The organism is Micromonospora arborensis (genome assembly GCF_003205615.1).
Classification (GTDB): domain Bacteria; phylum Actinomycetota; class Actinomycetes; order Mycobacteriales; family Micromonosporaceae; genus Micromonospora; species Micromonospora arborensis.
Genome location: NZ_PYBV01000038.1, coordinates 1 through 18370 on the forward strand (window position 1 = coordinate 1; position 18370 = coordinate 18370).

16 protein-coding genes and 1 riboswitch are annotated in these 18370 nt (G+C 73.0%); of the genes, 6 read left to right on the forward strand and 10 right to left on the reverse strand.

What is annotated here, in order from left to right; translation table 11 throughout:
* From C7C45_RS26450 to C7C45_RS26465, 4 genes are all read right to left on the reverse strand, one after another.
* The coding region (locus tag C7C45_RS26450) for an alpha/beta hydrolase (RefSeq protein ID WP_244200585.1) at positions 1–862 on the reverse strand (862 nt) is incomplete at its 3' end.
* 104 nt (positions 863–966) lie between these two features.
* Positions 967–1593: an OmpA family protein gene (locus C7C45_RS26455; protein WP_110566445.1), complete on the reverse strand. Its 627-nt coding sequence runs from the start codon at positions 1591–1593 to the stop codon at positions 967–969.
* The gene (locus tag C7C45_RS26460; protein ID WP_167454838.1) at positions 1577–2188 is read right to left on the reverse strand and encodes a hypothetical protein; all 612 of its coding nucleotides are present in this window, start codon (positions 2186–2188) and stop codon (positions 1577–1579) included. The genes C7C45_RS26455 and C7C45_RS26460 overlap by 17 nt, the downstream gene beginning before the upstream one ends.
* Before the next feature lie 214 nt (positions 2189–2402).
* Positions 2403–3392, reverse strand: coding sequence for a LacI family DNA-binding transcriptional regulator (locus C7C45_RS26465; protein ID WP_110566449.1), 990 nt, complete (start codon positions 3390–3392; stop codon positions 2403–2405).
* Positions 3393–3551: 159 nt separating this feature from the next.
* Between C7C45_RS26465 and C7C45_RS26470 the strand changes: the two genes are divergently transcribed.
* Both C7C45_RS26470 and C7C45_RS26475 read left to right on the forward strand, forming a co-directional pair.
* Positions 3552–4814 carry an MFS transporter gene (locus tag C7C45_RS26470; RefSeq protein ID WP_110566451.1) on the forward strand — a complete coding sequence of 421 codons (1263 nt, stop codon included), beginning with the start codon at positions 3552–3554 and terminating at the stop codon, positions 4812–4814.
* Positions 4815–4887: 73 nt separating this feature from the next.
* Positions 4888–5784 carry an aldo/keto reductase gene (locus C7C45_RS26475; protein ID WP_110566453.1) on the forward strand — a complete coding sequence of 299 codons (897 nt, stop codon included), beginning with the start codon at positions 4888–4890 and terminating at the stop codon, positions 5782–5784.
* A 218-nt stretch (positions 5785–6002) separates the two neighbouring features.
* On the opposite strand, the gene C7C45_RS26480 is transcribed toward C7C45_RS26475, so the two are convergent.
* Together C7C45_RS26480 and C7C45_RS26485 are read right to left on the reverse strand one after the other, a co-directional pair.
* Positions 6003–6671, reverse strand: a complete 669-nt coding sequence (locus tag C7C45_RS26480) for a hypothetical protein (RefSeq protein WP_110566455.1) — start codon at positions 6669–6671, stop codon at positions 6003–6005.
* A gap of 51 nt (positions 6672–6722) precedes the next feature.
* A complete protein-coding gene (locus tag C7C45_RS26485; protein WP_208641364.1) occupies positions 6723–7340 on the reverse strand; it encodes a TetR/AcrR family transcriptional regulator in 618 nt (205 codons plus the stop codon).
* Between the two features lie 66 nt (positions 7341–7406).
* On the opposite strand from C7C45_RS26485, the gene C7C45_RS26490 reads away from it, so the two are divergent.
* Complete coding sequence (locus tag C7C45_RS26490) at positions 7407–8201, forward strand: SDR family oxidoreductase (RefSeq protein ID WP_244200586.1); 795 nt, start codon at positions 7407–7409, stop codon at positions 8199–8201.
* Positions 8202–8406: 205 nt separating this feature from the next.
* Here C7C45_RS26490 and C7C45_RS26495 read toward each other — a convergent pair whose 3' ends face one another.
* From C7C45_RS26495 to C7C45_RS26505, 3 genes are all read right to left on the reverse strand, one after another.
* Entirely contained in the window at positions 8407–8955 is a 549-nt protein-coding gene (locus C7C45_RS26495) for a hypothetical protein (RefSeq protein ID WP_110566459.1), read from the reverse strand.
* A 101-nt stretch (positions 8956–9056) separates the two neighbouring features.
* Positions 9057–9767 (reverse strand): hypothetical protein, encoded by a 711-nt coding sequence (locus tag C7C45_RS26500; protein ID WP_110566460.1) that lies wholly within the window; start codon positions 9765–9767, stop codon positions 9057–9059.
* On the reverse strand, positions 9760–10314 hold the full coding sequence (locus C7C45_RS26505) for an RNA polymerase sigma factor (RefSeq protein WP_110566462.1): 555 nt from the start codon (positions 10312–10314) through the stop codon (positions 9760–9762). The genes C7C45_RS26500 and C7C45_RS26505 overlap by 8 nt, the downstream gene beginning before the upstream one ends.
* Positions 10315–10473: 159 nt before the next feature.
* Between C7C45_RS26505 and C7C45_RS26510 the strand changes: the two genes are divergently transcribed.
* Positions 10474–10809: a hypothetical protein gene (locus C7C45_RS26510; protein WP_110566464.1), complete on the forward strand. Its 336-nt coding sequence runs from the start codon at positions 10474–10476 to the stop codon at positions 10807–10809.
* Positions 10810–10847: 38 nt separating this feature from the next.
* Here the strand turns inward: C7C45_RS26510 and C7C45_RS26515 are convergent, their stop codons facing one another.
* Positions 10848–11552, reverse strand: coding sequence for an MBL fold metallo-hydrolase (locus C7C45_RS26515; protein ID WP_110566466.1), 705 nt, complete (start codon positions 11550–11552; stop codon positions 10848–10850).
* Between the two features lie 327 nt (positions 11553–11879).
* Positions 11880–12056, forward strand: a riboswitch (cobalamin riboswitch).
* A gap of 313 nt (positions 12057–12369) precedes the next feature.
* On the opposite strand from C7C45_RS26515, the gene cobN reads away from it, so the two are divergent.
* Together cobN and C7C45_RS26525 are read left to right on the forward strand one after the other, a co-directional pair.
* Positions 12370–16038 (forward strand): cobaltochelatase subunit CobN, encoded by a 3669-nt coding sequence (gene cobN / locus C7C45_RS26520; RefSeq protein WP_110566468.1) that lies wholly within the window; start codon positions 12370–12372, stop codon positions 16036–16038.
* Positions 16035–18347 (forward strand): magnesium chelatase subunit D family protein, encoded by a 2313-nt coding sequence (locus C7C45_RS26525; protein WP_110566470.1) that lies wholly within the window; start codon positions 16035–16037, stop codon positions 18345–18347. The genes cobN and C7C45_RS26525 overlap by 4 nt, the downstream gene beginning before the upstream one ends.
* The last annotated feature ends 23 nt before the right edge of the window (positions 18348–18370 follow it).

The window sequence follows — 18370 nt, forward strand, 5'->3', positions numbered from 1 at the left end:
GGCGCGGGTGGGAGTCGTGGGGGGGGGGGGGGGCGGGGGGGGGCCGGGGGGGGGGGGGTGGGGGGGGGGGGGGGGGCGGGGGGGGGGGGGGGGGGGGGTGGGGGCGGGGGGCGGGGGGGAGGGCGTGGGCGGGGTGGGGGGGGGTCTTGCAGGGTGGGGGTGGGGTGGTCAGCCAGGTGATGGCGGTGTCGCGGATCGGGGTGGGGATCTCGTGGCCGCCGTGGAACTCCTCGTAGGTGACCTCGTAGCCGAGGCCGTGCAGGTGTGGGACGAGCCGGCGGCTGCACACGTCGATGGGCAGCACCCGGTCGTCCACACCGTGCGACACGAAGATCCGTGGACGGCCGTGCGTCGCCGGTGGCGCGGCGAAGCCGGGTGAGAAGGCCAGCACCGCGTCGACCAGGTCGCCGTTGGCCAGGCCCAGCGACAGCGCGTACGAGGCGCCGTCGGAGAAGCCGCCCAGCGTCACGTCGCGCACCGGGTAGCCGTCGAAGGCGGACGCGAACAGGCCGTCGATACGCTCGACGTCCGCGCCGAAGCCGCCGGCGATCAGGTCCCAACTCGCCGCCGACGACTGTGGGGCGACCAGCAGCAGGTGGTGCGCGTCCGCGACAGGTAGGAGCAGGTCCAGCCCCTGCCGCGCCGAGCCGCCCGCACCGTGCAGGAGTAGCACCAACCGGTACGCCGAGGCGTCGGTTGCCGGCTCCGGGGCGTACGCCATCGCCAACCGCTCACCGTCGGGGCCGGTCATCGGCACGAGCCCGGTGGGTGCCGGTGCCACCGGCGGGTGGCGGCGAGCGGTCAACCGGCCGCGCCGAGGCCCCTGCGCGGGATCCCACTGCGACGGGGAGGAGTCGGACACGGCGTCCCTCCTCGCGGTCGACGGAATGCCCGACGCGGTTACCCGGCCCGCCAGGGGTTATTCGTCAGGGCTCGCCGGTCGGACACCTCGGCCGTCGTACACCGTTATTTGTCGAAGCGGATCTCGACCCGGCGGTTCTTCGCCCGGCCGGCCGGGTTGTCCCGGCCGTCCGGGGTGGTCTCCACGGCGATCGGCTCGTCCTCGCCGTGACCGGCGGCCTGCAGGGTCACCGAAACGCCGGCCAGCAGGGCGTCGAGCGCGGCCCGGACGCTTTCGGCACGCCGTCTCGACAGTTCCTGGTTGTCGGTCGGGTTGCCGATCCCGTCCGTGTGCCCGTCGATCCGGACCACGCCCCTGGCCTGCTGGCGGATCCGTTCGGCGACCTGAGTCAGCCGCTGCTGCGCGGCCGGAGACAGGTCGGCCTTGCCGAACGCGAACAGCACGTCGGCGCCGAGGATCAACTCGACCCGGTTGGAGCTCTCGGCCTCGGTGCTGTCACCCTCGACGCTGCCGGTGATGACGAAGACGTCCAGCGCCGGTGTCACCACGTCGAGCACCGGAGCTGTCACCTTCCCGTCGCCGGCTCCGAGCCGTGGCCCGTCCACCACCAGCGTCGGTGGGCCGAACATGTCGCCGGGTGCCGCCCACGCCGGCGCGGGGCAACTGAGCAGCAGACCGGCGACGACCGTGACGGCGACCGGCCCGCGTGGACGGCTAACCGAGCGGAACATTCTCGAACACCGGAATCTGCGGGATGGTCAGGTCGACGGCGGTCACGTCCGCCGGTGGGGCCCCGAACGTGGCGAAGAGATCGGTCGTCTGCTGCGGCTTCACGAACACCGCTTCCAAGTTGGACGAGGCGAGAAACTCCTCGTTGGCGTTCCGCGCCACCAGGTACTGCTTGTGGTTCTTGCGGTCCAGCAGGTACAGGCCGGAGAAGGCCTGTTTGTTGTTGACGCTTCTGGTCTGCCCGGCGAAGGTGTTGTCGATCTGCCAACCCGACGAGTTGCCCTGGCCTTCCGGCGTCAGGTTCGTCAGTCGGACGTTCACCGTCACGAAACCTTGGTCCCGGCGTGGCCCGAACAGCTCGACCTTGAGCGGTACGACGTGGCCCGCGTGGCTGACCTGCGCCTGGACCGTCGCGACGACCGGTGCCCGCTCGTCGGGCTTTCCCGGCGCACCGCCGCCGGCGGCGGCCTGCCCGCCGGCAGCGGCCTGGTCCTGATCCGACTTCGTCCCGAGCCCGCAGCCGCTGGTCACCAGGGTTGCGGTCAAGGCCAGCGTGAGCGCGGTGATCGCCTTGGACAGTCGCACCGTGGTCCTCATCATTCGTGTCCCCGTTTCCGGGCCTGGCGCCACGGCGGCGGAACCGTGCCCAGTTCCCTGGTTTGTTCCACCCTGCCATCCGTTGATCATGCCGCGTTCGCCAGGGGTGGGCATGGCCGCGCCGACCGCGTCGAGCGTTGCGTCTTCGGCGCCGGGCGTGGGGTTTCGGGCGCCGTCGCGTCACCGGATCCGTGACCGGGTGGCACCCCCGGGGTCAGGCGCTGGCCCGGGCCACCAGGGCGGACGGGAAGAGGGTCACCGGCACGGCCGGACGTCCGTCCAGCAGGGCGGTGGCCGCGGCGGCGGCGATCCGCCCCACCGGGTGACTCGCGGTGGTCAGCGCGGGGGCGGTCATGCCGGCCAGCGGGATGTCGTCGAAGCCGGCGACCGCGACGTCACCCGGCACGCGTACGCCGGCGTCCCGCAGGCCCGCGATCACCCCGAGCGCGGTGTCGTCGCTGATCGCGAAGATCGCGTCGACGTCCGGCCAGCGGTGCAGCGCCTCGCCGGCGGCCACCCGGCCGCGCGCTGCGGTGAAGTCCCCTGGCAGCTCCCGTTCCGGCAGGCCGGCGTGGCCCATGAGTCGACGGTACGTCTGCACGGGGCGCTGCGCGCAGGGCAGCCACCGGGGGCCGGTCACCATGGCGATGCGACGGCGACCCGTCGCGTACAGGTGGCGCAGCACCGCCTCGGCGCCGGCGCCGTTGTCGACGTCGAACGAGGGCACCGTCTGCGACCCGACGCCGATCGAGACCACCCGGCCACGGAGCGACCGGGGCACGGCATCCAGCACGTCCTCGGTGGTGTTGACCAGAATCACCCCGCAGACGGTGCGATCCCCGCCGAGCTGCTCGAGGCCACGTGGGTCGCCCAGGGGCAGCCAGTGCAGCGCCACCCCGACGCCGGTGGCCGTGCAGACCCGGGCGGCCGAGCCGACCACCTGGTGGACGTACGGGTCTTCCAGCACCGCCGCGCTGGTCCCCAGGACGGCCACGACCAGTCGTACGCCGCCGCCGCGGACCAGTGCCCGGGCGGCCGGGTTGGGGACGTAACCGAGCTGGTCGACGGCGGCCGTGACCTGTTGCCGGGCGGCCGGCGACGCGAACCCGGTGCCGGCGACCACCCGCGACGCGGTGGACCGGGACACCCCGGCGACCCGCGCGACGTCCTCGAGGGTGGCCGGTCGGTGTGCCGCTGTCGTCATCGTCGCCTCCTGCGGCGGCCCGTCCGGTCGGACAAACGCCTGCTCACATCATGCCCCGGCCGGCCCACCGCCGGTAAGGGGCGTATCCGCTTGTGGTGGTAGCGCTCTCAGGTGTGCGATCGTCCCGAGAGAACACCCCGAGAAAGAGGACCTGCCTCCGTGAGCGCCCCCACCAGTCGACCCGCTGCCCCGGCCACCGCACCGCCGCCTTCGCGGGCTGTGCTGCTCGCCCGCAACGGCGTCGCCGTCACCTTCACTCTCAACGGGCTGGCCGTCGGTAGCTGGTTCTCCCGGGTGCCGGCGGTCCGTGAGGCGTTGGACCTCTCCGCCGGCCGGCTCGGGCTGCTCCTGCTGGCGATGAGCGTCGGCGCGCTACTCGCCATGCCCACCTCCGGCCTGCTCGCCCAGCGACTCGGCGCCGCCCGCACGGTGACCCTGGCGACGGTGCTGGTCGCGGTCGGCCTCACCGTGGCGGGGCTGGGTGCCACGATGACCGGGTCGTTCGCCGTCGTCGCGCTCGGGTTGGCCACCTTCGGCTACGGCTCCGGCGCCTGCGACGTGGCGATGAACGTCGAGGGCGCGGCGGTGGAACGCCGGCTGGGTCGGACGATCATGCCCCGTTTCCACGCGGGGTGGAGCCTCGGGTCGGTGGCCGGCGCGGGGCTGGGCGCCCTGGCAGCCCGGTTCGACGTGCCGGTCGGCACGCATCTCGTGACGGTCGCGGTGGTCGTGTTGACCGGCACCGTACTCGCCGCCCGGACGTTCCTGCCCGTGGCCAACGATCACACCGGCGACCCGGCGGACGCCACCCCGGCTGCCCGTCGCCGTGCGCAGCTCGCCGCCTGGCGGGAGCCGCGCACCCTGCTGATCGGGTTGTTCGTGCTGGTGGCGGCGTTCACCGAGGGTGCCGCCAACGACTGGCTGGCAGTGGCGTTCATCGACGGACGGGACCTGAGCGAGGCCGCCGGCGCGGCGGTCTTCGGTGTCTTCGTGGTGGGCATGACCGTCGGGCGCACCGCCGGCACCATCGCGCTGGACCGGTGGGGTCGGGTGCCGGTGCTCACCGGCACCATCGGGCTCGCCGTCGTCGGGGCGGGCCTGGCCGTGCTGGCCGGGTCGGGGCCGGTGGCCATCGTCGGCGTCGCGCTGTGGGGCCTCGGGGCGTCGCTGGGCTTCCCGGTCGGGATGAGCGCGGCGGCCGACGAGGAGGCGCACGCGCCGGTGCGGGTGAGCGTGGTCGCGGTGATCGGCTACACCGCGTTCCTGGGTGGACCGCCGTTGCTGGGGCTGCTCGGCGACGAGGTCGGCACCCTGCGCGCGCTGCTGGTGGTGCCTCTGCTGCTGCTGCCGACCCTGCTGCTGGTGCGTGTGCTGCGCCCGCCGCACGCCGTCGAGACGGCTCCGTCAGCACACAAAAACTAACCCACGCCGCCGCCGAGCGGTATCGGGTGCGCGGCCGACTGCGCCGCGTACCCGTGCTGGCTATGGTCGCCCGATGCCAACCGACGAGATCACCGCCGCCGCGGCGGGCAACTGGACCCTGGGCGACCGGACCGTGCACCGGATGGGCTTCGGCTCCATGCGGATCACCGCGAACCCCGACCGCGACCGGGCCGTCGCCCTGCTGCGCCGTGCCGTGGAACTGGGTGTCAACCACATCGACACCGCCGCGTTCTACGTCTCACCCGGGGGCACCCTGCGGGTCGGCACCGGCCCGGCCCGCTACGCGACCGAGCTGATCCGCGCGGCGCTCGCCCCGTACCCGGAGGATCTGGTGATCGCCACCAAGGTCGGCTTCGGGTACGACCCGGTGGCCGGCTTCACCGAGGCGCTCACCCCGGCGCAGCTGCGCGCCCAGGTGGAGGAGAACCTCCGTCGGCTCGGCCGTGACCAGCTCGACGTGGTGAACCTGCGCCTCGGCCGGGGACCCGGAGCGGTGCCGCTGGTCGACCGGTTCGGCGCCCTCGCCGAGTTGCGCGCCGCCGGGCTGATCCGCCACCTCGGGCTCTCCAACGCGCGTCCCGAACAGTTGGACGAGGTGGCGGGTGTCGCGCCGGTGGTCTGCGTGCAGAACAACTACGGGGTGGACGCGTACCGGGAGCAGGACGGGTTCGTCCGGCTCTGCGGCGAGCGGGGCATCGCCTACGTGCCGTTCTTCGCGCTGGCCGGCACCGGTCGGGAGGCGGGCGCGAGCGCCGCGCAGACCGAGGCCGTCGAGGCGGTCGCCCGCGCCCACGGGGTCACGCCGCAGCAGGTACGCCTGGCCTGGACGCTGCACCAGGGCCCACACGTGCTGGCCATCCCCGGCACCGCAGACCCGGAACACCTGGAGCAGAACATAGCGGCCGGAGCCCTACGCCTAACCCCCGAAGACCAAACAAACCTGTCCTGACCCCCACCCGCCCCCATCCCACCCCGCCCCCGCCCCATCCCACCCCGCCCCCGCCCCAGCCCCCGCCCGGCCCCGGCCCGGCCTCTGGCCCCGGCCCTGGCCCACGTTGATCATGGGGTTATTGCCATCCAGTCCGGCGTGTCGCGGCAATAACTCCATGATCGACAAGGGCGGGGCGGGGCGGGGCGGGGCGGACGGGGGCGGGGTGGGTGGGTGGGTTAGGTGTTTAGCCAGACTCGGAGGGGGCCGGTTGGGGTGAAGCCTGCTTGCAGGGCTGGGGTCAGGTCGGGGGTGGATTCGTAGCCGACCAGTTGTGCTGCGGGCACGGTGGCGCAGACTCCGTGCCAGATGTCCAGCGGGTCGTTGGTGTGGGTGAACAGGTTGGAGACGCCGTACCGGCCGTCGTCGCCGCTGAGTATCGCGCCGCCGGTGAGCACACCCCGGTCGTCGTGGCGGGCGAGCACCCGTACCCGTGGGTCGGCCAGGAGCGCCGGGCGGAACAGGGCCCCGCCGCCGTGCGCCGCTGCCCAGGCCGCCAACTCGTCGGGGGTGCCGACCGGGGTGAGCGGCGCGTCGACCGGTGGTACCGCCGGTGGGCGGTGGATCCACTGGGCGTCGAAGAGCACCCGGAATCCGTACCCGGACAGGTCGAGGTCGGCGAAGCTGTCCTTCACCGACGCGCCGGGACCCGCGTCGATCCGGGCCAGCAGGGCTTCGGCGTCGACGCCCGGCCGCAGGGTGACTGCGTCCGGGTACCACGGCGGGGAGCGGCGGGGGACCGACCAGGCGTCGGCGTCGGTACGGCCGGCCAGCCCGTGGCTGCCGCAGACGATGTCGCACCATTCGGCGTTGTTCCGGGCCGCCGCCGGCCGCACGTCTTTCAGCACGCACGGCAGCGTAGTACTCCAGCTGTAGATCGTGATCTTGCCGCGAGGCGCTCAGTCTTGCGCCTGGGGCCAGGCGTCCAGTGCCAGTTCTGCCGTTTCGGTGAGCTCCATGGTCGTTGCGCCATCCCGGGCACGCTGTGACATGCCCTGGATGACTGCGGCAAAGTACGCGGCCAGCGCGCGAGGGTTGGCTGCGGCCGGTAGTTCGCCTTGCTGCTGCGCGGTCGTCAGGCGTGTTTCGAAGGCGGCCAGGTTCGCGTTGCGCAGATCGCGTAGGAATGCCGCGACCTCGGCGTCTTGGACGGTGACGTTGGTGGCGGCGCTGATGGTCAGACAGCCGGCCGGGTGGGAGGGGTCGGGGTAGACGGCTGCCGCCTCGCAGAGGATGCGGCGGAACGCGCCGTGGGCTGTGGGCTCCTCTTCCAGGGCGGTACCGATGAACGCACCGACGGGAGAGCGTCCGTAGGTGTGGACGACCTCTTTGAACAGGGACTTTTTGTCCCCGAACGCCGCATACAGGCTGCCGGGTTTGATGCCCATTGCCCGAGTCAGCTCGCCGACGGAGGTGGCCTCGTAGCCATGCTCCCAGAACAGTCGGGTGGCGGCCGTCAGGGCTGTCGTGCGGTCGAACGCCGGCGGTCGTCCTCGCTTTACGCCTGCTCCACTCATGCCGTTAATTATAGAGCGATCACTCAAGAACGTGTGCTACGTTCATTCTTGAGTCATCACTCAAAAATGCGGAGGCGGACAACAGCCATGGCAACAGGAGCACTTGAGGGCAAGGTTGCGCTGGTCACCGGCGGCAGCCGAGGCATCGGCCGGGCCATAGCGGAACGACTCGCCCGGGACGGCGCCGCCGTCGGCGTCGCCTACGCCCGCGATGAGACGGCGGCAAGCGAGACCGTCGAGCGCATCCGGAAGAACGGAGGGCTAGCCTTCGCGCTGCGCGCGGAGCTGGGACGGCACGGCGACGCGACGCGCCTGTGGGCCGCCTTCGACGCCGCGGGCAAGGACCACACGCCGGACGGGAAGCTCGACATCATCGTCAACAACGCTGGCATAGGACGCAGCGCGGCGCTTGCCTCGTTGACCGAGGACGGCTTCGACGAGGTCTTCGCCGTGAACGTGCGGGCGCCGTTCTTCATCGTGCAGCAGGGGCTGTCGCGTCTGCGTGACGGGGGCCGGATCATCAACATCTCCAGCGGTGCGGCCAGCCTGGCCATGCCGGAGATCATCGCCTACGGCGCCACCAAGGGCGCACTGGACACCTTCACCCTCAACCTCGCCAAGGAACTGGGCCCTCGGGACATCACGGCCAACTCGGTGGCCCCCGGGATCGTCGATACGGATGTCAATGCGGCCTGGCTTCGGGGCAATCCGCAGGCCGAGGCACATGCGGCATCCCTTGCCGCCCTTGGCCGCGTCGGGCAGCCAGCAGACGTGGCCGACATCGTGGCCTTCCTCGCCTGCAACGACGCGCGCTGGGTGACCGGCCGGGTCATCGACGCGACCGGGGGCGCCGGGCTGTGAGTCATTCCCCTTGGGCGGGAGCACCGCGCCGTGGTCTCCCGCCCGGGGGGCGTTGGCGGGCGGCGCTCGCTGAGCTGATGGGCCGGATCGCAGGCTGGTTCGCCCGGGTCGAACCACGATGAAGATCACGATCTACGGCTGGAGTACCAGGCGGGTGCCGCACGACCCGAGCACGTCGGCTCGGGCCGGGCGGCGTCGCGGCAGCTCATGGGGCGTAGACCAGGTCCATCGTGTCGGTGTGCCCGGACCAGCGCAGGTCGAGGTGCCAGCAACCGGCCTGCGGCATGTCGATGATCGACGGACCAGGACCGCCGGCGACCTCCCGGGTCACGCGGGTGTCGGTGCCGTCCAACGTCGCGGTGATCACCAGGGTCGCCGGTGCCGTCGGGTCGGGTGACGTCGTGGAGGCACGGGCCACCCAGAGGATCTTGTTGTTCGACCCGTCCTTCCGGTCCTGCCGCAGCGGGTGGGCGAACAGCACCGCCACGATGTCACCCGTTGCGCCGAACACGTGCGGCATCCGGGCGTCCCCGTGGAAACCGGCGTCCGCCCAGTCGGGCAGCGACCCCGTCTCGACCCGCGAACCGCAGCCCGCCGCGGCGCTCGCGGTGGTGGTGGCGCTCGCGGTGGTGACGGCGCTCGCCGTGGTGGCCTCAGCGCTCGTCGGCACGGCCGACCCGCCGCTGGTCGTGGTCGTGCACCCCGCCAGCAGGACCACCGACGACGCCAGCATCAACCTGCCCCATGCACCCATCTCGCCCCTCCCGGTACGCGGGCCGCGACCCCGGACTGGAGCAGGCCGGGCGTCGACGACTCGTCGTACCTTCACGACACCGACCGGGCCCGCCCGGTTCCCTAACGCAGCGATTGGGCGACCTCGATCGCCTCAACCTTGGAGAGGGCGCCCTCAAGTCGGTAGCTCACATCGTCGTCCTCCCAGATCAGGGTCGAGGCGGCCAGCCGGGCGGTCTCTTCGCGGACCTGTCCGGCACGGTCCACGTACGACAGCACGTGCGGGTGGTCGACCCACACGGCGAAGTCCCCGTTGACCTGGACCCACTCCACCCCGGGCGGGGTGGCCTTCTTGTGGAAGGCCAGATTGAGACGGCCATCGAACGCGTCGACGCGCAGCGCGCCCCCGCCGTAGAGCAGCGTCGCCACCCGGTAGGTGCCTGTCGGGTCGGGGTCGGCGACCAGCACCTGCTCGGGCGGACCCAGCTTCGCCGGTAGGCGGACCGGGAATCGTACCGACCGTTGGGCCTCGTCCAGGGCGACGGACCGCTGACTGGGCAACGGCGAGGGAGTGTCACCGGGCAACGTCCGGGTGGGCGTGGTGGCGATGCTGACACCGGCGAAGCGCAGCAGCCCCGTGACGGCGTCCGCGACGGCCGCACGGGTCGGCGGCACCACCGCCACGACGACGGCGACGAGCGCCGCCACGGCGAGCCGACGCCACGGGCGTGCCGGCCTGCTGAGCCGTACGCGCACCCGAGCGGTCACGTCGGGCGGGTCGGGTGTCTCCAACCAGGCGGACAGGTCGCGCAGTTCCCGTTCGAGGTCACCCATACCGGACCTCCTCCCGGTCGAGCAGGCCGCGCAACTTGGTCAGGGCCCGAGACGTACGCGACTTCACCGTGCCCCGGGGCCAGCCCAGCGCCGCCACCGTCTCCTCCTCGCTGAGGTCAAGGAAGAACCGGCAGACGATCACCTCGCGATCGCGTACCGGCAGTTGACGCAGGGCCTCGACCAGCGCGGTGCGGCGCTCCCCGGCGAGGACCGCGCTGACCGCCCCGTCCTCGGCGATCTCCGACGTCGGGTTCGCCGCGGCGGCCCGCAGGACGAGCCCGTCGCGCCGGCCACGGGAGCGGTGCAGGTTGCGGGTCTCGTTGGCGACGATCGCGAGCAGCCAGGACCGGAACGACGACTCGCCCCGATAACGGGACAGCTTGCGGTACGCCTTCACGAACGCCTCCTGGGTGACGTCCTCGGAGTCCGAGCCCGCGCCGAGCAGCACCGCCGTCCGGTACGCGGACGCGGTGTGCCGGGCGACCAGGAGGTCGTACGCCTCCAGGTCACCTGCCCGAGCGCGGGTGACGAGTGCGTCGTCGTCCAGGGCGAACCTCCGTTCCGGTCAACACCCATGACACCGCTCACGCGCCGCGGGTTCCAATTCCTGGTGGCGAAAAGCGGGTCAGCTGTCTCCCACCCGGCGTGCAGCGTATTTCCAGGAATCGGTGCTGCACTAAAGGGGCGTCGAGGAGAGGGGCTGGGCATGAGCTGGTTCAACCGCCGGTCACGGGGTGCCGAGGCGACCCCGACGAAGCTGGACCGCGAGGCGACCCGCGACGATCTCGCCGCGCTGGAGACGTTCGTCGCCTCTCGGCGGGGGGTGGAGTTCTACCTGGAGCCGGAGACCACCGCGACGGACACCACCGTGGTGGCGATCGCCCACGACGGCGAGTGGATCCGCCGCCGTACCGGCACGCCACGCGCGGCGGGGGCCATCGCCCGCAAGCACGCGGTGCCGCTGTACGAGGCGGCGCGCACCGGCTACCCGGAGCGGATGCGTACCTGGAACCGGGCCCACCCGGAACGCCACGCCCGCTGAGACTCGCACCCGTTGAACGCCGCCGCGCCGCCGCGCGCTCAGGCGCCGGCGGCTGAGCGGGCCTGCTCCAGCGTCATCGGCTCGGCGTGGCTGGAGACGTACCAGTGGTAGGTGTCGTCAAGCAGTCGCCGGACCAGGCCCAGGTCGAGGCCGTCCTCGGGGCGGCGCAGGTGTGCCGGCGGCGGGTAGAAGCAGTCGCCCAACAGCATGACGCCCGAGTCGGGCACCAGCACGACTGTCGAGTCCGGCGCGTGCCCGCCGCCGACGTGGCGTAGCCGAACCCCGACCGGCAACTCGTCCACGTCGGTGAAGGTCCGGGTCGGCGGCAGGACGACGAAATCCTCCCAGGAGTCCACCGCGCGTGTCCGGGCCCGGAAGCTCGGGCCGAGGCGGGGATTGGCGCGTATCTGCTCGCGCAGATAGTGGTGACTCCACGGTCGGGCGGCCTCGGCGCGAAGGAGCATCACGGCCGTTTCGTGCCCGACGATCTCGACCCCTGGCCAGGCGCAGGCGCCCCAGACATGGTCCCAGTGGTGGTGGGTGTAGACGAGCCAGCGCGGCTTCGGAAGGCCGGCGGCGGCCAACGCGGCCTGGATCTCGCGGGCGTGCGCGGGGCTCTGTCCGGCGTCGATCATCACACTGCCGCGTTCGTCGGCGACGACGGCGACACCGGCCTGGACCGCCTCCGGGTCGGGATTGCCCGGACAGAGCCAGACACGGCCGGCGAGGTGGCGGAACTGCATGGCGACGATGGTGATCGACCCCCGGCATTGATCGCGGACGCTGGTCCCGGCGATCGTCGATCCTAGGTGACCGGGCCGCCTGTCACCGCCCTGTCGGGCGATCGGCACAGGCCAGGGTACGTATACGCACCCTTTGCTCTGCTTCCACGGAGGCAACGAAAAGGTGTCGCCACTGTTGCCTCCGCGGAAGCAGAGCAAAGGGTGCGCGGCATTGACCCGGGGTCTTACGCGGGCCGGTTCTGCGAGCGAGCCAATCACCAGTCATCGATGAATGGGCCTTGCCCGGTGGTGCCGGGGTCGGCGTTGACCGGCGGCGCGGCGGTGTGGCAGCATTCGCGGCCTGACGGCAGTGAAGGAAGTCGGTGCAATTCCGACGCGGTCCCGCCACTGTCACCGGGGAGCGATCCCCCCTCGTGAGTCACGGCCGTGTGTCTGCGGTTGGAAGGCCGGGGGAGAGCGTCGATCCGGAAGCCAGGATACTTCGGCCGTCGGGACGTACCCCAGGGCGTGGACACCCGAGGAGGACCCGATGACGCACGGCGTCTCATTAATCGACGGACACCGTCATGGCCCGCACAGTGAGCGCTGCACCGCGCCCGTGACCGACCGCGCCCGCGTTCTCCGGGCCGGTTGCGTCGACGCGCTCCAGGTTGTCCGCCACCGGTCCCGTTGAGCTGCGCGCCCGGCGCTGGACGGCCCCGACGCACGCGTCGGTGAGCCGTCCGCCCGGCTGTCGTACCGGCTGACGCCGCACCCACTCGCATCGTCCAGGTCACCCCCCCGGTGGTGGCCAGGGCGTCACCTCCCGGAGCCTGCCGTGCACATCCTGTTGCTCTCCACCGCCGACACCGACCTGCTGGCCGCCCGCGCCAGCGGCGCCGACTACCGGCTGGCCAACCCCGCCCGGGTCGCCGCCGACGAGGTGCCCGCCCTGCTCGACGGGGTCGACCTCGCCGTCGTACGCCTCCTCGGGGGTCGGCAGGCGTGGCCGGACGGCCTCGCCGCGGTGCTCGCCAGCGGCGTCCCGACGGTCGTGCTCGGCGGCGAGGCGCTACCCGACGCGGAGCTGATGGCCATCTCCACCGTGCCGTCCGGGGTCGTCACCCAGGCGCTGGCGTACCTGGTCGAGGGTGGGCCGGACAACCTGGGGCAGCTGGCCCGGTTCCTGTCCGACACGGTGCTGCTCACCGGCGAGGGGTTCGCCCCGCCCGCACCGACTCCGGCGTACGGCGTGCACCGCGAGTACCCCACCAACCCGGAACAGCCCACCGTGGGGATCGTCTTCTACCGGGCGCACGCCCTCGCTGGCAACACCGATTTCGTCGACGTGCTGTCCGAGGCGGTGCGGGCAGCCGGCGGCAACCCGCTGCCGATCTTCTGCGGCTCGCTACGCGGGCTGACCGCGAGCGCCGGCCCGCTCGGGCTCTTCACCCGCTGCGACGCGCTGCTGGTCACCGTGCTCGCGGCCGGCGGCGCGGTCGCCGCGGACGCCTCCGGAGGCGGCGACGAGGACGCCTGGGACGTCGGCGCCCTGGCCGCCCTGGAGGTGCCGATCATCCAGGCGCTCTGCCTGACCAGCACCCGTGAGCAGTGGGCCGGCAGCGACGCCGGGCTGTCCCCGTTGGACGCGGCGATGCAGGTGGCCATCCCCGAGTTCGACGGCCGGATCATCACCGTGCCGTTCTCGTTCAAACAGATCGACGCGGACGGCCTCTCGATCTACGCCGCCGACCCCGAGCGGGCCGCCCGGGTCGCCGGCATCGCGGTGCGCCACGCCCGGCTGCGGTACCTGCCCAACCCCGACAAGCGGATCGCCGTGGTGCTCAGCTCGTACCCCACCAAGCACTCCCGGGTCGGCAACGCCGTCGGGCTGGACACCCCGGTCTCGGCGGTCCGGTTGTTCGCCGCGCTGGCCGAGGACGGCTACGACCTGGGCGACGCGCCGCCGCCCACCGACGGGGACGCGTTGATCCACGCGCTGATCGCCGCCGGTGGCCACGACGTGGAGTGGCTCACCCCGGAACAGTTGGCCGGCGCCGAGGCCCGGATTCCGGGGCAGACCTACCGGCGCTGGTTCGACCAGGTGCCAGCCGAGCTGCGCGAGCGAATGCGCGAGCACTGGGGTGAGCCGCCCGGCGAGCTCTACACCGACGGCGGCGACATCGTGCTCGCCGGGTTGCGCTTCGGCAACGTGGTGCTGCTGATCCAGCCGCCACGCGGCTTCGGGGAGAACCCGATCGCCATCTACCACGACCCGGACCTGCCGCCGAGTCACCACTACCTGGCCGCGTACCGCTGGTTGTCCGCGCCCGTCGCCGACGGCGGCTTCGGCGCGGACGCCGTGGTGCACCTGGGCAAGCACGGCACCCTCGAGTGGCTGCCCGGCAAGGGCCTCGGCCTGGCCGCCGACTGCGCGCCCGACGCCGTCCTCAGTGACCTGCCGCTGGTCTACCCGTTCATCGTCAACGACCCCGGCGAGGGCACCCAGGCCAAGCGGCGCGCGCACGCCGTGGTGATCGACCACCTGGTGCCGCCGATGGCGCGCGCCGAAACCTACGGCGACCTGGCCAAGCTGGAGCAACTCCTCGACGAGTACGCCACCGTGCAGGCGCTCGACCCGGCCAAGGTGCCCACCGTGCGGGCGCAGATCTGGGACCTGGTGCGTGCCGCCGAGCTGCACCACGACCTGCACGCCGAGGCGATGCCCGACGCGGACGACTTCGACGACTTCGTGCTGCACCTCGACGGGTACCTCTGCGAGGTCAAGGACGTGCAGATCCGTGACGGGCTGCACATCCTCGCCGACGCGCCCACCGGTGAGCCGCGGGTCAACCTGGTCCTCGCGGTGCTGCGCGCGCCACAGATCTGGGGCGGCGCCCGTGCCCTGCCCGGCCTGCGGCAGGCCCTCGCCGTCGCGTACTCCCTCGACGAGCAGGCGTTGCTCGCGACACCGGGACAGCGGCTGGCGCTGCCCACCGCGTTGACCGACGTGGTGGACGGGCCGGCCGGCACCGCCGCCGACGCCGTCGACCTGATCGAGGCCCTCGCCCGGCGGTTGGTCCTCGCCATGGAGACGCTCGGCTGGGACGCCGACGCCGTCGACACGGTGGTCGAGGAGGTGACCGGCCAGCGGATCCCGGACGTCGCCGCGGTGCTGCACTTCGCCGCCACCGAGCTGGTGCCCCGACTGGATCGGACCACCGACGAGTTGACCAACACCCTCCGCGCACTCGACGGCCGGTTCGTGCCACCCGGCCCGTCCGGCTCACCCACCCGTGGCCTGGTCAACGTGCTGCCCACCGGCCGTAACTTCTACTCCGTCGACCCGAAGGCCATCCCCAGCCGCAACGCCTGGGACGTCGGAGTGGCCCTCGCCGACTCCCTACTGGCCCGACACCTCGCCGACACCGGGGCGTACCCCCGCTCGGTGGGGTTGACCGTGTGGGGCACCAGCGCCATGCGGACCCAGGGCGACGACATCGCCGAGGTGCTCGCGCTGCTGGGCTGCCGGCCCGTCTGGGACGACCGGTCCCGGCGGGTCACCGGCATCGAGGTGGTGTCGACGGCCGAGCTGGGCCGGCCCCGCGTCGACGTCACCGTGCGCATCTCCGGGTTCTTCCGCGACGCGTTCCCGCACGTCGTGGCGCTGCTCGACGACGCCGTCCGGCGGGTCGCCGCCCTCGACGAACCGGACGAGGAGAACTACCTGCGGGCGCACGTCGCCGCCGACCTCGCCGAGCACGGCGACGAACGGCGGGCCACCGCCCGGATCTTCGGGTCGAAGCCCGGCGCGTACGGCGCGGGCCTGCTGCCCCTGATCGACGCCCGGACCTGGCGCAGCGACGCCGACCTGGCCGAGGTGTACGCGGTGTGGGGCGGCTACGCCTACGGCCAGGGCCTGGACGGGCGGGAGGCGCGCGCCGACATGGAACGCTCCTTCGCCCGGATCGCCGTGGCGGTGAAGAACCAGGACACCCGCGAGCACGACATCGTCGACTCCGACGACTACTTCCAGTACCACGGCGGAATGGTGGCGATGGTCCGTCACCTCACCGGCAGCTCGCCGCAGGCGTACGTGGGTGACTCGGCGATGCCGCACGACGTGCGTACCCGCACCCTGGGCGAGGAGACCCGGCGGGTGTTCCGCGCCCGGGTGGTCAACCCGAAGTGGATCGCCGCGATGCGTCGGCACGGCTACAAGGGAGCGTTCGAGCTGGCCGCCACCGTGGACTACCTGTTCGGCTACGACGCCACCGCCGGCGTGGTCGACGACTGGATGTACGAGCACCTGGCCGCCGCGTACCTCTTCGACGAGACGACCCGGGAGTTCCTGGAGCAGTCCAACCCGTGGGCGCTGCGGGGCATCACCGAGCGGCTGCTGGAGGCCGCCGACCGGGGGCTGTGGGCCAAACCCGAGCCGGCCACCCTGGACCGGCTGCGCGACACGTACCTGGCCAGCGAGGGTGACCTGGAGGACCGGGCATGACCACGTATCCGTTCAGCGCCGTGCTCGGCATGGCCGACATGCGACTGGCGTTGCTGCTCAACGCGGTCTCCCCGGCGATCGGCGGGGTGCTGGTGCGGGGCGAGAAGGGGACCGCCAAGTCGACGGCGGTGCGGGCCCTCGCCGCGTTGCTGCCGCCGGTCCGCCGGGTCGCCGGCTGCCGCTTCGGCTGTGACCCGGCCGAGCCCGACCCGGCCTGCCCGGATGGCCCGCACCCCGTCGGCGTCGCCGCCGAGACCCACCCCGCCCGGCTGGTGGAGCTGCCGGTCGGTGCCGCCGAGGACCGGGTGGTCGGCTCACTGGATCTGGAGAAGGCCCTCGGCGAGGGCGTCCGCGCCTTCGAACCGGGTCTGCTCGCCGCCGCGCACCGGGGTGTCCTCTACGTCGACGAGGTCAACCTGCTGCACGACCACCTCGTCGACCTGCTGCTCGACGCGGCGGCGATGGGCCGCAGCCACGTCGAGCGGGAGGGCGTCTCGGTCAGTCATGCCGCCCGGTTCCTGCTGGTGGGCACGATGAACCCGGAGGAGGGGGAGCTGCGCCCGCAGCTGCTCGACCGGTTCGGGCTCACCGTCGAGGTGGGCGCCAGCCGGGACCCGCAGATCCGGGTCGAGGTGGTCCGTCGCCGGCTCGCCGCCGACGCCGACCCGGCCGGCTTCGCCGCCCGCTGGGCCGACGCCGACGCGGAGGTCGCCCGCCAGGTCGCCGCCGCACGCCGCCGGCTTCCCGGGGTACGACTCCCGGACGCCGCGTTGCGGCAGATCGCCGAGGTGTGCGCCGCGTTCGACGTGGACGGTATGCGCGCCGACATCGTCACCGCCCGTACCGCCCTCGCCCACGCCGCCTGGCACGGCCGGGACCGGGTCACCATCGACGACGTCCGGGTGGCCGCCCGGCTGGCCCTGCCGCACCGTCGTCGCCGCGACCCGTTCGACACCCCCGGGTTGGACGACAAGCGCCTCGACGAGGCGTTGCAGCGTGCCCAGGACGCACACCCCGACGACCCGGACGACGGTGGCCCCGACGGCCGTGGCCCGGACGACACCGGCCCGCAGGGCGGTGGCCCGGCCGGCGGTGGTGGCCCGGCCGGCGGTGGTGGCCCGGCCGGCGGTGGTGGCCCGAACGGCGGTGGCCCGGCCGGTGACGGCGGCCCGAATGGCGGTCGCCCGGTTGGCGGCAGCGGCCCGCAGGGCGGTGACGGCGTCGACCAGGTTGAACCCGAGTCGGCCGGGCACTCGGCGCGGGACGGCAGTGGCCCGGACGGGCGCACCGACGGCCCGAACGGTGCCGACGGCTGGCCACAGCACCAGATGGGCGACCGGGGCGACGACGACGGCTGGCCGCAGCGCCCGGCGGACGACCGGCACGCCGACGGCCAGGACGCGCGCACGCGCGGGACCCGGAAGTCGGCGGCCGGTGACGACGACCCGACCTGGGGCGGCGGCGGAAAGTCCCAGCCGGTGGCCGTACCCCGGGGTGGGTTGAAGGCGCGGCTGCTCACCGCGCCCGGGGTGGGTGACGGGGTGCCCGGCCGGCGCTCACGGGCCCGCACCGGACGGGGCCGCACGGCCGGGGCCCGGGTGCCGACCGGCCGCGTCGCGGCGTTGCACCTGCCGGCGACCATCCGGGCCGCCGCGCCGCACCAGACGTCCCGGGGTCGGGCAAGCGGCCCGCTGCGATTGCGCCCGGACGACGTGCGCGAGGCCGTCCGGGAGGGGCGCGAGGGCAACCTGGTGCTGTTCGTGGTGGACGCGAGCGGCTCGATGGGTGCCCGGCAGCGGATGACCGCCGTGAAGGACGCGGTCCTCGCTCTGCTCACCGACGCGTACCAGCGGCGGGACAAGGTCGCGGTGATCGCCTTCCGGGGGGCCGAGGCTCGGACGTTGCTGCCGGCCACCTCGTCGGTGCTGGCCGCCTCGACCCGGCTGACCGAGTTGCCCACCGGTGGGCGTACGCCGTTGGCGGAGGGGCTGCTCGCCGCCGCCGACCTGCTGCGGGTGGAGCGCCTGCGCGACCCGAAGCGCCGCCCGCTGGTCCTCATCGTCACCGACGGCCGAGCCACCGCAGGCACCCGCCCGCTGGACCGCTCCGCGGGAGCGGCAGCGGTCCTCGCGGCGACGGGGGCCCCGTGCGTAGTGATCGACTGCGAATCCGGCCCGGTCCGCCTAAACCTGGCAAGCCGCCTGGCAACCCAGCTAACGGCCCCCCTACACCCCCTAACCGCCCTAACCCACCCCAACCCCCACTCCCACTCCCACTCCCGCGATCTTGCGAATCCTGTCGCGGCATAGGGGACGTAGTGCACTTATCGCAG

Coding starts and splice junctions, on each gene's coding strand:
- C7C45_RS26455 (WP_110566445.1), bottom strand. CDS start 1,593: ATGTTCCGCTCGGTTAGCCGTCCACGCGGGCCGGTCGCCGTCACGGTC.
- C7C45_RS26460 (WP_167454838.1), bottom strand. CDS start 2,188: ATGAGGACCACGGTGCGACTGTCCAAGGCGATCACCGCGCTCACGCTG.
- C7C45_RS26465 (WP_110566449.1), bottom strand. CDS start 3,392: ATGACGACAGCGGCACACCGACCGGCCACCCTCGAGGACGTCGCGCGG.
- C7C45_RS26475 (WP_110566453.1), top strand. CDS start 4,888: ATGCCAACCGACGAGATCACCGCCGCCGCGGCGGGCAACTGGACCCTG.
- C7C45_RS26485 (WP_208641364.1), bottom strand. CDS start 7,340: ATGAGTGGAGCAGGCGTAAAGCGAGGACGACCGCCGGCGTTCGACCGC.
- C7C45_RS26490 (WP_244200586.1), top strand. CDS start 7,407: ATGCGGAGGCGGACAACAGCCATGGCAACAGGAGCACTTGAGGGCAAG.
- C7C45_RS26495 (WP_110566459.1), bottom strand. CDS start 8,955: ATGGGTGCATGGGGCAGGTTGATGCTGGCGTCGTCGGTGGTCCTGCTG.
- C7C45_RS26500 (WP_110566460.1), bottom strand. CDS start 9,767: ATGGGTGACCTCGAACGGGAACTGCGCGACCTGTCCGCCTGGTTGGAG.
- C7C45_RS26510 (WP_110566464.1), top strand. CDS start 10,474: ATGAGCTGGTTCAACCGCCGGTCACGGGGTGCCGAGGCGACCCCGACG.
- C7C45_RS26515 (WP_110566466.1), bottom strand. CDS start 11,552: ATGCAGTTCCGCCACCTCGCCGGCCGTGTCTGGCTCTGTCCGGGCAAT.
- C7C45_RS26525 (WP_110566470.1), top strand. CDS start 16,035: ATGACCACGTATCCGTTCAGCGCCGTGCTCGGCATGGCCGACATGCGA.